The sequence below is a fragment of the Shewanella waksmanii ATCC BAA-643 genome, assembly GCF_000518805.1.
Classification (GTDB): domain Bacteria; phylum Pseudomonadota; class Gammaproteobacteria; order Enterobacterales; family Shewanellaceae; genus Shewanella; species Shewanella waksmanii.
Window position 1 is genome coordinate 19,075 of the sequence record NZ_JAEH01000055.1, and the last position, 13,361, is coordinate 32,435.

Annotated in this window: 9 protein-coding genes and 1 pseudogene; 5 read left to right on the top strand and 5 right to left on the bottom strand. The window is 41.9% G+C overall.

The genetic code is table 11. The features are described from left to right. Nucleotides 1–62: 62 nt before the first annotated feature. Together L865_RS0117690 and L865_RS24130 are read left to right on the top strand one after the other, a co-directional pair. A complete protein-coding gene (locus L865_RS0117690; RefSeq protein ID WP_028774465.1) occupies nt 63–2,237 on the top strand; it encodes a lipoxygenase family protein in 2,175 nt (724 codons plus the stop codon). A gap of 267 nt (nt 2,238–2,504) precedes the next feature. After that, on the top strand, nt 2,505–4,397 hold the full coding sequence (locus tag L865_RS24130) for a sensor domain-containing diguanylate cyclase (protein ID WP_169732708.1): 1,893 nt from the start codon (nt 2,505–2,507) through the stop codon (nt 4,395–4,397). Between the two features lie 282 nt (nt 4,398–4,679). Here the strand turns inward: L865_RS24130 and L865_RS24135 are convergent, their stop codons facing one another. From L865_RS24135 to L865_RS25745, 3 genes and pseudogenes are all read right to left on the bottom strand, one after another. Then, nucleotides 4,680–6,131, bottom strand: coding sequence for a SulP family inorganic anion transporter (locus L865_RS24135; RefSeq protein WP_051484684.1), 1,452 nt, complete (start codon nt 6,129–6,131; stop codon nt 4,680–4,682). Between the two features lie 1,279 nt (nt 6,132–7,410). Beyond that, entirely contained in the window at nt 7,411–8,100 is a 690-nt protein-coding gene (locus tag L865_RS0117710) for a hypothetical protein (RefSeq protein WP_028774467.1), read from the bottom strand. Nucleotides 8,101–8,794: 694 nt separating this feature from the next. Continuing rightward, nucleotides 8,795–8,953 (bottom strand): annotated as a pseudogene (locus L865_RS25745) (IS3 family transposase); the annotation flags it as partial. Nucleotides 8,954–9,534: 581 nt separating this feature from the next. On the opposite strand from L865_RS25745, the gene L865_RS26095 reads away from it, so the two are divergent. The 3 genes from L865_RS26095 (at nt 9,535) to ilvN (ending at nt 12,166) form a co-directional block, all read left to right on the top strand. Then, nucleotides 9,535–9,720, top strand: coding sequence for a hypothetical protein (locus L865_RS26095; RefSeq protein ID WP_342666134.1), 186 nt, complete (start codon nt 9,535–9,537; stop codon nt 9,718–9,720). 230 nt (nt 9,721–9,950) lie between these two features. Beyond that, complete coding sequence (locus tag L865_RS0117720) at nt 9,951–11,672, top strand: acetolactate synthase 3 large subunit (protein ID WP_028774469.1); 1,722 nt, start codon at nt 9,951–9,953, stop codon at nt 11,670–11,672. Further along, complete coding sequence (gene ilvN, locus L865_RS0117725) at nt 11,672–12,166, top strand: acetolactate synthase small subunit (protein WP_028774470.1); 495 nt, start codon at nt 11,672–11,674, stop codon at nt 12,164–12,166. Before L865_RS0117720 ends, ilvN begins: the two co-directional genes overlap by 1 nt. A 131-nt stretch (nt 12,167–12,297) precedes the next feature. Here ilvN and L865_RS0117730 read toward each other — a convergent pair whose 3' ends face one another. Together L865_RS0117730 and L865_RS0117735 are read right to left on the bottom strand one after the other, a co-directional pair. Then, entirely contained in the window at nt 12,298–12,738 is a 441-nt protein-coding gene (locus tag L865_RS0117730; protein ID WP_028774471.1) for an Hsp20 family protein, read from the bottom strand. Between the two features lie 342 nt (nt 12,739–13,080). Continuing rightward, nucleotides 13,081–13,361: integrase core domain-containing protein (locus L865_RS0117735; RefSeq protein WP_028773171.1), on the bottom strand; the 281-nt coding region annotated here is incomplete at its 5' end.

Genomic DNA, 13,361 nt, shown 5'->3' on the forward strand with positions numbered 1-13,361 from the left:
TGTGCAGTATAGGTGAGCTGAGTAACATTTCTTTTACATATGACTAAAAGCAGGAATAATAAATGCTAAATGAACCCAAAAGTGTCTCGTTACCCCAATTGTGCTCGTTGGAGGAACAAGGAAAGAGAAGTTTTGATTTATCTATTTCTAAAACTGACTATAACTATATGTTCAGTTATTTAGAGCCTATCCCCATTGCTGCAAGCGTACCTAAAAGTGAAGAATTTAGTCTTGCTTATGAAGCTAAGGTCTTACAGGTATTTCTTGCTATTGCTGAAAATTTCAAATCAGTGGTTATCAGCTTTATGGAAAAAGAGTTGGTGGATGATATGCCCACTAATTTACGCTCATCAATTGATGCTGTTGAGGTCGCCCACGAGAAGTTAAAACAAGCGATGCAAGAAGGGATAATCGTAAAAAAGGTGCACGAGGTCGAGTATTCCATCGAGTTGATTCAAGCGTTAGCTAAAGTCCCTAAAGAACTGGAAGAAGCGTTGGCTGGCGTCGCCAGGCTACCCAAAGATCTGCTAAAAATGGTCAAAGGTCTTGAGCAAGTATTTCATGATTTAGCCAAGGAAGGACCGACCGCTTTCTTAAAAAGTAGCTTGTATGACATGCTCGCGACAGACGGCAATCGAGACTATTTAGCCGCATCATCAGTAGAAGATTACCGCGACTTATTCAAAACACTGCCAACTCCAGACAATTTAAAGATAAAAAAGCAAAACTGGATGCCAGACAACAATCAGGAAGTGTGGCAACAGGACTGGTATTTTGGCTATATGCAGACTGCGGGCTTTAACACCACCAATTTGAGAGGGGTGTTGTTGAGTGATAGCTACTCATCCGAAGCCGTTGTGTTACAACAGCTATTGAAAAAAATGCCTATTAGCGATGAGATCTTTCACAACGTTGTCGGCCACAATGAGCTCTCGCTTAGCCAAGCTGCTGACCAAGGACTACTATACGTTTGCGATTACGCCATGATGCAAGGGCTTGAATCTAGCATGCTCCATGACAAAGAACGTTACCCTTGTGCCCCCATCGCACTATTCTTTTGGAATCAAACCCCACCTGAAGGCTATCCGCCAACCGGTGCACTGCAACCTATCTGCATTCAACTGACCCAGAACTTTGATGCAGAAACATCACCTCTCTATACCCCCAATGACTGCACCGCAAATAACGACAGTACCGGTGTAAAGTGGTCAGTTGCAAAAACAATGGTCCAAAATGCCTGTGCGGTTCAACATGAAACCGTTGCCCATTTAGGCGCCTGCCATTTAACCATTGAACCTATGGTGGTCGCAGCAAATCGACAACTTGCACAATCACACCCCTTGATGGTGCTGCTCAAGCCTCACTTCAGATTTACTTTGCCAATTAATGACGGCGCAATTCATAGTCTGATTGTCCCTGGTGGCGTTGTCGCTTCAGTGCTTTCCCCTAGCCATCAAAGTACCGCAAAACTCATCACAGATGCCCATGAAAAATGGCATTTTGACCAGCAGTTTCCTGATCAGTTATTCCAGCAAAGGGGCGTTTGTGACAAAACCTTGGCTAAATTTCCATTTAGGGAAGACACATTAGAACTTTGGGACTCGATTACAAAATTTGTTAGCCAATACCTCTCCCTTTATTACGCAGGAGATTCAAAGCTAGACCAAGATAAGTTGGTCACTGAGGACTATGAGCTGCAAAACTGGGTAAATGAGATGGTAAACAGTCGCTGTGCTGCAATTAAAGGCATGGATGGCTTGGTTGAAACCGGCGATAGTCAGTCTCCTTACCAGATAAGAGACTTTAATTACCTAGTAAAAATAGTCTCTTTGATTATCTATACCGCCAGTGCCCAGCATGCGTCAGTCAATTACGCTCAATGGCCACTAATGAGTTACTTGCCTAGCGTATCGGGCACCCTTTACGCACAAGCACCGACGCGCTCAGATAAGCTGTCCGAAAGCAGCTTTTTGCAGTACTTGCCTCCTCTAGATGTCGCACTTTATCAAGCAACCTTTGGATACCTGCTCAGTAATGTTCAGTTCGACAGTTTAGGCCACTATACTGAGGACCCAAGAAAGCCCTATTTTCAAGATGAACAAGTCCAGCCGCTAGTGACCGACTTCCAATTGGCCTTAAATCAGGTAGAGATGAATATACACCAACGAAACAAGCAACGGCCTTTTCCCTATCTGTTTCAATTACCGTCAATGGTACCCAACAGCATAAGCATCTAAATCTTGCTGAAATGCCAACTGACAACCCTAAAAGTACGGGATAGGCCAAACGTTTTCTGTCTCGTACTTTTGCCTGAGCAAGATAAATCTAAACTAATCTGTTTTATAACAGATTGATACATACTAAATCGGCCAAAGCTGTTACCATTGCAACACAGCAATAAAATAATAATAACATTGTCGTAACCATCGGGTTAACCGAGCAACTGTAACTAAGCAAGTTCAGTTGCTGGTTCAATGGTTAGGTTCAGCATCAAGGAGATAACAGTGAGTACCCTTCTCTTTATCCTAGGTTTCTCTTCGATCTTTTCTCTAGGTACTCAATCAAAGAATGCAATGGTTTTAAATACCTTGCTTGCGCTGTCTTTTATACTCATTACACCGTTATCTTTTGCTTTCGAACCCAACACCATTGAGATCAACGCTAGCCAAAAAGTGCAAAGTACTGGTGATAACTATCTTTACTTAACGGATGCAAGCAACTCACTTTCTCTAGAGCAGGTCATCACGAGTTCACAATGGCGTATTCCAGAACCCAATATCACCAACCGCGGCTTTACATCCGCGAGTTCTTGGATGAAGTTTGCCATACAAAACAGCGGCGACACTGATCTCAATCTCATTTTAGAATATGTTGAAGCCTCTGTTGATCGAATCGACCTATACCATAGAGTCAAGGGCTCCGCGGCAGATTTTGAACACTCAAGCTTTTCATTTACCGATGCTGTCGCCATGCGTGAAATCAGCTTCTTTAGGCCCGCATTTCAGCTCCCTTTACCAAAAAATGACACAAAAGAAGTATACGTAAAAATATTTCCCGGCAATCAGATCCCCATGCACAGCTTTACAGCAATGAAGATATGGGACGAGTCGAGCTTTTACTATTCAACTCACATCGAACTCAGTTTCATGGTGATTTTGTTGTGTACAGAGTTATTGATGGGCATTGCAACATTACTCGTGTTCTTTGTCTCAAAAGATAGGATGTTTCTGTATTACTCTATTTTTGCTTTTTCAATCGCTTCACTGTTCGCCTCGTTGAGTGGTATTTGGGGATACTTTTTCTACAAAGAAGGCTACCAACTTTGGATGATTGTCCTGCAAATAAGTATTTGCCAGGTCGCGGCCATATGGTTTGTCAGATCATTTCTCAATATTCGACGCTTATCAGTTACTATCGACAACCTTTTGCTCATGGCTTTGGCCATCTCAATCGCGGGCGTGCTAACCAACCTCGCGGGATACCATTACTACCCTAGATTAATCATCGACAACATAGCGTTCCTATATATTCTACTGCTGCCAATTGGGCTATACGCATGGAAAAAGAAGGTTCCCCATGCAGGGCTATTTACCTTTAGCTGGGCAGTATTTATTTTTGGGATGCTCACTGCTTCGCTTAGGCTGCGTGGCTATTTAAATGATTCATACGGCGTACAGTGGCTGATCTACATTGGTGGCTTCATCGAGGCCTTTTTGTTAACAACGGTCATGTTGCTTCGATTAAAAGACATACAACATACTAAACAACAGATAGAACAGAAACATCGCCAACACCTACAAAATTATGCAGATGAACTGGCCTTGCAAGTCCAACTGCAAACCAAACAACTTTCAGAGGCAAAAGATGAAGCTGAATCAGAAGCCCGCGTAGACTTTTTAACGGGTATCTATAATCGCCGCGCATTCATCGAGTCTGCCAATCGGTTCCTCGCAAGAGTTAATCGTAATCAAGACGCGGGCCTGCACTTTCTAATGATAGATATCGACTATTTTAAGTACGTAAATGACACATACGGTCATGCTGCGGGGGATGCGGTACTCATCGCGGTAGCCGATGCGATTTCTGCAACGGTGCGCACAGTAGACGTTGTCTCGAGACTTGGCGGTGAAGAGTTTGGCATTCTTATGGAAAATAATGAGCCACAAGATACGATTACCCTAGCAGAGCGAATTCGCAGTACAATTGAATCACTCAATATTGAATTTCAAGACCACAGAATCACCATAACCGCTTCAATCGGCGTCGCAAAATGGCAATCTGGGATGGACTTAGATTCGCTAATGAATCAATCGGACCGATTACTTTATCAAGCTAAAGAATCCGGCAGAAATAATGTAGTGAACAACTTTTATGAGAACCACCGGCTAACCTTATAATACTCACTAGGCTCAATATCAGCGATGTTACTTAAGCTTTTTATTAACTACTTAAAATCTATCGTTAAGCCCTTATCAGCGAGAATTACTCAAACCATTTCATCTGCTACTTGTGAAATGCTCGAAGCAATCATTAAAGTAAACTGATATAGGGCCTATAAACTATCGCTACTAGAGGCTTGCAATTTTCAACATCAACGAGCGTATAGGGGTTATACCACTTTCCTTATCTAATCCTATTAACCAGCGATAGTTATTATATTTGCAATTAAGTAATACCTACTAGGTAGTTACACTGTGTCTATCGACAATATCTTGAGTTGCTCGATTCATGCCTATTAGAGATACACGTACGCCTTGTCTTTTATACTTAGCCAAAACTGTATCCAAGGCCTTCACCGCAGTGAAATCCCAGAAATGTGCGGTAGATATATCGATAGTCACGGTCTCGATGTCATCCATAAAGTGGAAAGAATTGATAAACTTGTTCGACGAGGCAAACAGCACCTGCCCTGTCACCTTATATTCACGGTGCGCTTTATCTTTCAGTAAACTGTTAACGACCATCATGTGGCTAACTTTATTAGTAAAAAATACCGAAGCCAACAACACCCCGACTAATACACCTAGAGCAAGATTGTGCGTCATAACCACGACTATTACCGTAGATAACATAACCACATTAGTCGACAACGGGTGCGTTTTCATATCAATAATCGATCGCCAAGAAAAAGTCCCAATTGCCACCATAATCATAACCGCGACCAATGCTGGTATAGGTATCTGCTTTAGCCAGTCACCAAGAAACACCACCATAAACAATAAAAATACACCTGCTGCTAAGCTTGATAAACGGCCTATGCCGCCGGATTTAATGTTAATCATAGACTGACCAATCATGGCACACCCAGCCATTCCGCCAAGAAACCCTGCTGACATGTTTGCTAACCCTTGCCCTCTGCACTCTCGGTTTTTATCACTATTGGTTTCAGTAAGTTCATCAACAATAGTGGCTGTCATCATCGACTCCAACAATCCAACCGTCGCTAGGGAAAGCGAATAAGGCAACACAATTAATAGCGTATCCAAATTGAAAGGTACGTCTGGCCAGAGAAATATCGGTAAGGTATCAGGCAGTTCTCCCATATCTCCAACACTACGGACCTCGACGTTAAAATTCATAGCCAATAGCGTTAGGGCCACAATACAAATGAGTGGGGAAGGAATCAGTTTGCCGACAATAGGCAAATACGGGAACAAGTATATGATGCCTAACCCCGCCAGTGTCATAGCGTATACATGCCAACTAACATGGGTAAGCTCTGGCAATTGCGCTAGCAAAATTAAAATTGCGAGTGCATTTACAAATCCAGTTATTACAGACTGAGAAACAAATCGCATAAAATTACCGAAATTTAGGTAACCGGCAACAATTTGTAGTGCACCAGTCAATACGGTTGCTGCTAACAGATACTGCAAACCATGTTCTTTTACTAGCGTGATCATAAGTAGCGCCATCGCGCCGGTAGAGGCAGAAATCATCCCTGGACGAGCGCCACTAAAAGCGATTACAACCGAGATACTAAATGACGCGTATAAGCCCACTTTAGGATCGACACCTGCGATAATAGAAAAAGCGATAGCCTCTGGAATGAGCGCTAAGGCGACAACAAGTCCAGCAAGAAGATCACCTCGAATATTGGAAATCCAATCAGTTTTATAATTTTTAGACATTAAACTCTCAAATTTGACACAGCCGAACGCACCAGAGATAAAACTGGAGTGTTATGTGTGCTTTTGACAAAATATGGCGCTAGAGCACTGCCGTTGACACTCGACAATGAATTTAAATGCGCAAGAAATTAAGCGTTGTACTTAAACTAGTAAGATAGCTTTAGGCGGGACAGAACGTTAGGGTGGCGTCATTAACACAGTGAGTAATTTCCTCGATCTCAAAATTTTCAGCATGGTACACCTTGGTAAGCCAAGTTTGTGAGACGTAGATCACGTAAATAGGTGTTAGTGTTAGCACAATCTAAGCCTTCTCATACTACACCCACTGAGTAATAGCTCGAGATAATTCGCCATCACCTTGGTCTAAACCACTTTATGATGAACTTTCTGCTTCACCAAAAAAATTAACTGGCTAAAGGTCTGTTCACTTGCCTGAGTATGTCACAAGCCTTTAAGTCAATGGCGCCACGCTTATCATCTCGAATCACCCTGCCTGTTTCATCCGCCAATACGAGGTAGTCTTGAAAGTTCCATTACAGCACCACATCCTTATCTAACCAAGCGTTGACTTGCTCAATATCAATATGAAGGACAATATGAAGATGGTTACTCGTCACTGCATGGGCAGCAACATCAATTGCAAATACCTCGCTGAGTATCAATGTTTGTGATTCAACCCAATTACGGTAATGGCTAAAATTACTCGACGACAACGATAACAGTAAGCGGTGTCTTCGAGACCAATGAGGGACCTATATGTATTGTTTACCGTCGCTCTAAACACACTTGTTAGGGTATATCCCACGCTACATGGGAGTAGATTAACCAACGGGAGTAATATTTCCGAAGGTTATAACTATATTTTCCCTCGTAGCCCCCTCTGGACTTCTGAAATACATGAAGTTCAACATCTCCAACCATAGATTTAGGAATTATTCCTCGTTGATTCCACTCTTGAACATGCGAATCATCATAAGTAATTATCTTCAGCACTTTGAAAGTAATTAAACTCTGCTCTCCTACATAAAATGAACTAAGTCCATGGTAATAACTCAAGACACATTCCTCGTTGGCTATCTCAAGACAGATAAATAGCCTCTAAGAGTGCTCTCAGGACTGGCCCCCCCCCCAACATTGGACATCGAGAAAAAGGTGCTAGCTATGAATATTGGGATATAATTCATTGAATCCTAGGCCACATAACGGGCTAATAAAGCTTGGCTAAACTGGTTCGCATGAACCAAGCCAAGCTTTTTTAGTCTATACGTTGATACATTTTTTATAAGCCGACTTTAGGTAGCTCTTTAGTGTTACCCAGCTCAAAACTAGTTAAGTTGATAGTAGAGCTAAGTGATTTACCGCTTAATTGATAGATGATAAATAGCTCCGTTTCAGACAAAAGAGTGCTACCAATTACTTGCTCTACATCTGTTAATATTTCCTTATAACCAGACCCATTCGGTTTAGAAATTGAAATTGTTATCAAGTCACTTGGCGTAAGACGATCATCACCATTAGAATCTAATTTAACTAATGAGTAAAGAATTGCTATGACGGGCTTTTTAGAATCGTAGTCTCCCACGCGTAATTGGTTTGTGCTTTCAATTAGATAATTTGTATGTCCAAACAACCAATTATTTGAATTAGTTTCAGTATTTATAAAAAGGTAGTTTCGAGTGGAGTTAGAGGACTTGCTAAAATAACCACGATTGAAACTCTGGTCAGAGTTTAAAGGAATCATTAGCATTTTATGGTTAGATAGATTAGCAACTTGGCCAAGCCTCCAGCTTTCCTTCACTTCACCGCTTTCTTCAATATTAACGATATTTTGAGTACTACGCTCTCTCGTAACATCTTTGAAAATTTGGTACATAGCAATCAAAAGCACTCCTATCGCCAAAATACCAGCAACGGAAATAAGCAAGCTATTAAAACGCCATACCAATTTAAAAAACTTATGTTCTTCCATATTCAATACTCTAAAGACTTAAAATGCTGCAATCAACGGCGGACAACATAAAAGAAGCGAAGTTTCAGCCTTTGCGCTAACGTTAAATGGCCTTGCAATGCTTTATCTTGTTGCCTAGTGAAAAACAAAGCCATCATGAACCACTTTTGACGAACTAATTTGACACCCGAAATATAGTCAATTTCTTTGCAAAGTAAGAGCCTGTAAGAACAATAGCACCGTAATCTGATGTGCTGCAGAATACTTAAATCTGCTCTAGAAATTTAAAACTGTTCCCCATATCTTTCGCCATTATATTTTGTTTAAACAGTTGCAAATAAAGCTAAAAAATAGCGATACCACAACAATACCACAACAATACCACTAACTTCTACCTGCTTATTCTTTGCTATTAAAAGCAAATGCGAACATACTAACTGGAAGCCGTACACAAAGTGACTCGTGTACACATTAAGTGCGGTAAAGTAAAGCAAATTTGATATAGCTAGCTTACCCAATTACAGGCAATAGCTCCTACAACAACCCTGAAAATGTATAGTCAAATTTTCTTATCGCTCATTGTGCCTAAAGCAGAGATTGGAAAACCACATATGGGATAATAAACCCACCTAATTTACAAATACTTCTCTGTTTCGGGTAATATGAGACTCAGGCTTTAGCAACAATTAAAGCTTCCCTTGTCGTAGTTCTATTGAGCATTTTGCTGTGGTTTTCCTGGTTGAATGTACTCTATTCTAATATTTCGTTCTTTAGCCCATGTTGTAAATTCTACGCTAATAAATTAAGGGCTGTTGCCACAGCAAATAGCATCTGGTTTTACTCGGGATTCAAGTAATTGTTCCAAGGCTCTGATCTCTCAATTCAATCATGATTGAAGTTCCATCTTCTATGCGCATGAAATCTGGATTTTTTTGAATGCAAGATTTCTTAAATTTCGAATAACTCATCGATGCTCAATTTGAATGCTAACATTTGTATATACGGCTTGCGCCTTTTGACAAGCCTCTTTGAGAAAGCGTGCACTCAAAGCCCCGCTAGAAATCTATTCAAAACAACTCACTAACAAAGAAGCTGTAAAATTGTATTCAATACACTTTCGGTAGAAACGCGCATGCTCGCTTTGCTTAGCTGTTATCTCAGTAACTCTTATAAACGAGAGTGCTTGCACACTTTCATATCACTGAATTTACGCAACTTATTTGTAACCCGCAATAACAAACCTTGAATAGCACTGTCATGCATGGCTTGATTTTTGAAAAACACGATAGGACTGTGTGTATACACAGCTATAATATTATTTACCCAACATAATGGTTAGCTGTCGGATTTAACATAGGAAAATCTCCTTTTATCGATTCAGTACGATCAGAATTACGCACACGTCGCGACAGCCTGCAATCTGAAAAATCATAGCTTTATTGAATTAAAGCGTTTATCTGCTTCAACGATAAACGACATCCGCAGTCGATGGGCAATATTGAAATCGAGCGCTTTTTAAATCATTTAGCAATGAATAGACAAGTCAGTGCAGCAATCACTATTCACCATCCCGACCACCATATTGGTGTTAACCCGTCTACTTTTGCACCATTTTCATGCGTTTTAGTAGCAAAACAATGAGTTTTGTTCATTTTGAGCCATTTTTGTCATAAAAGGCTTGAAATCATAAGTGATTTAAATATGATGAAATTCTGAACATCTTCAGATGAACTCCGCCTTACAGGGCGACAAATGCGATGTGATGAGTTCTACGCGCTTGAATTACCGTTCAAGCTTAATTTTAAATAGCGATTACCGTCGCTGTAGCAAGATACTGCATACCGTAGCGGTAACTTATTGAGGGATGAAAAATGGAGCAGTTATCCGGCGCCAGCATGATCGTACGATCATTAATTGATGAAGGCGTAAAACACATTTTCGGCTACCCAGGTGGCTCTGTCCTTGATATCTATGATGCGTTGCATCAAAAATCTGATATTGACCATATTTTAGTTCGCCACGAGCAAGCTGCGGTGCACATGGCCGATGGCTATGCACGCGCCACGGGCGAAGTGGGCGTGGTGTTAGTAACCTCAGGCCCCGGCGCAACCAATGCCATTACCGGTATTGCCACCGCTTACATGGACTCAATTCCATTGGTGGTACTTTCAGGCCAAGTACCTAGCAACCTGATTGGTAATGACGCTTTCCAAGAGTGCGACATGATTGGTATTTCCCGTCCAGTGGTTAAGCACAGCTTTTTAGTCACTGACGCGAAAGACATTCCCGCCATCATTAAGAAAGCTTTTTATCTCGCCGCCAGTGGCCGACCTGGACCCGTTGTGGTTGATATTCCAAAAGATTGTTTGAACCCACAGATATTGCATGATTATCAATATCCTGAAGAAATTCAAATGCGTTCATATAATCCAACGACCACCGGCCATAAAGGCCAAATTCGTCGTGGTTTACAGGCATTATTAAAGGCCAAAAAGCCGGTACTTTATGTGGGTGGCGGCGCGGTTATCTCTGGTTGCGACCAGCAAATTTTAACCCTGTCTGAAAAACTCGGTATTCCGGTTGTCAGTACCTTGATGGGCTTAGGTGCGTTTCCTGGTACCCACGCTAATAGCGTCGGTATGCTTGGTATGCATGGCTGCTACGAAGCCAATATGTCGATGCACAATTCCGACCTCATCTTTGGTATTGGTGTGCGCTTTGACGACCGTACCACCAATAATGTCGAAAAGTACTGCCCTAACGCGACCATTTTGCACATTGATATCGACCCATCTTCAATTTCGAAAACCGTAAAAGTTGATATCCCAATTGTTGGCTCTGCAGAGAACATTCTTGATAGCATGTTAGCTATTCTCGAAGAAGATGAAAGCCTCACCAACGATGTGGCCGCCAATGAATTTTGGTGGAGCGAGATCAATCAATGGCGTGCGCGTAAAAGCTTAGCCTATGACAAAAGTGGCGATAGAATTAAGCCACAGCAAGTTATTGAAACTTTACATAAACTCACTAATGGTGATGCTTATGTATCGTCCGATGTTGGTCAGCATCAAATGTTTGCCGCATTGTATTACCCCTTTAATAAACCACGCCGTTGGATCAACTCTGGCGGGCTTGGCACCATGGGCTTTGGTTTACCCGCGGCGATGGGCGTAAAAATGGCCATGCCCGATGAAACCGTAGTGTGTGTTACCGGCGATGGCTCTATTCAAATGAATATCCAAGAGCTTTCCACCGCGCTGCAATACGATACGCCGGTTAAAATCATTAACCTTAACAACCGTTTCTTGGGCATGGTGAAACAGTGGCAAGATATGATTTACTCTGGCCGCCACTCGCACTCTTATATGGACTCGGTACCCAACTTTGCCAAGATTGCTGAGGCCTACGGCCATGTGGGAATGACCATTAGCGATCCAGCAGAGCTAGAAGCGGGTCTAGAAAAAGCCCTAGCAATGAAAGACAAGTTGGTATTTGTTGATATCAGTGTTGATGAAACTGAGCACGTTTATCCGATGCTAATCCGCGGCGGAGCAATGAACGAAATGTGGCTAAGCAAAACGGAGAAAAGCTAATGCGTCGTATTTTATCTGTATTACTTGAAAACCAACCCGGTGCCCTTTCACGCGTGGTCGGTCTGTTTTCTCAGCGTGGTTACAACATTGAAAGCCTAACCGTGGCACCGACTGATGATGCAACATTATCACGACTTAACATTACCCTCGAAGCAGATGAGACAGTACTTGAACAAATTGAAAAGCAGTTACACAAGCTGATTGATATTTTAAAAGTAGCTAACATTACCGAGTCTAGTCACATTGAGCGTGAAATTGCCTTAGTAAAAGTCAAAGCTAAAGGCGCGGCGCGCGAAGAAGTGAAGCGCACCACCGATATTTTCCGTGGTCAAATTGTCGATGTCACCAGTGAGCTGTATACCATTCAACTTACCGGTACCACCGCTAAGCTTGATGCTTGCATTGCCTCATTAGGGGAAATGACCAAAGTAGTTGAGGTGTCTCGCTCTGGTGTTGTGGGACTATGCCGCGGTGAAAAATCTATGCGCGCTTAATTGCCGCTAAACACTTATTGTGTTGCTTAGATCAATAACTAAAAAAGGGAGCCTAGGCTCCCTTTTTTATGTACTCGTGATGTCGATGGTCAGTGATGAGTCCAGGCAACCCTGCCATCATTCACTGGGGTTTATTTGGCGTCTAATACTCTAGAGCGTCCAATTTCGATTTTACGTGGTTTAAGTGCTTCGGGGATCTCACGCTGTAAATCGATATCGAGTAAACCATTTTCAAGGCTTGCACCTACTACAGTGACATAGTCGGCTAACTGGAACGTGCGCTCAAATCCGCGCTCAGCAATACCTTGATACAGGTACTTACGTTCTTGGTCTTGCTCGACTTTAGTGCCTTTGACGAGTAATTTCTCACCTTCGCTGGTGATTTCAAGTTCATCCATCGTAAAGCCGGCAACGGCCATAGTAATTCTATAACGGTTTTCGCTTAGCGATTCGATGTTATATGGGGGGTAGCCAGAGTTACCTTTGTTTGACGCCGCATGTTCAGCAAGTTGAGCTAAACGGTCAAATCCAATGGCGCTACGGTATAGTGGAGTTAGATCATAGTTACGCATAGGTATATCCTCACAATTAAGCAATATATTAAGTTGGCCAAATTGATGTCATAGCATCGTTTTGCACCGATAAGTTTTACAAACCGCTAGGCCCCGCAGGCACCTAACTTGATGGTTTGTGATGAAGCCTCATTGAGCGCCTCATACTCACTATATGAAGACAGGCCATTTTATTTTCAAGCCTTTTCAAAAAACTTTTTACATTCAAAAGATGAATAAATAACTATCCCATTGATAATATTAGGAAATTAATTTGCTATTTTAATTAGATTTTGTCTCAGCCAACAAACCATTTATCATTTCTTAGGCTTGTCTAGTCCTAAAATAGGTTGACGGTTTTTATTAAGCCAGTTGGTATTCCCAACTGGCTTTTTCATGCACCTCATTTGGGGTTTTCATTCCTAAACTAAGGTGCGGCCGTAATTGATTATAAATCTCTATCGATTCCTTGATTAAAACGCCAAGCTCTTTCATCGTTCTGCAGCGATTAAGCAAAAACTCTTGCTTCAAAATACCATTCACACGCTCTGCTTGTGCATTTTGGTAGCAGTCATATCCATCTGTCATTGATGGGGTCATTCCATAGGCGGCTAGTGCCGCTTGGTATTCAGATGAGCAGTACT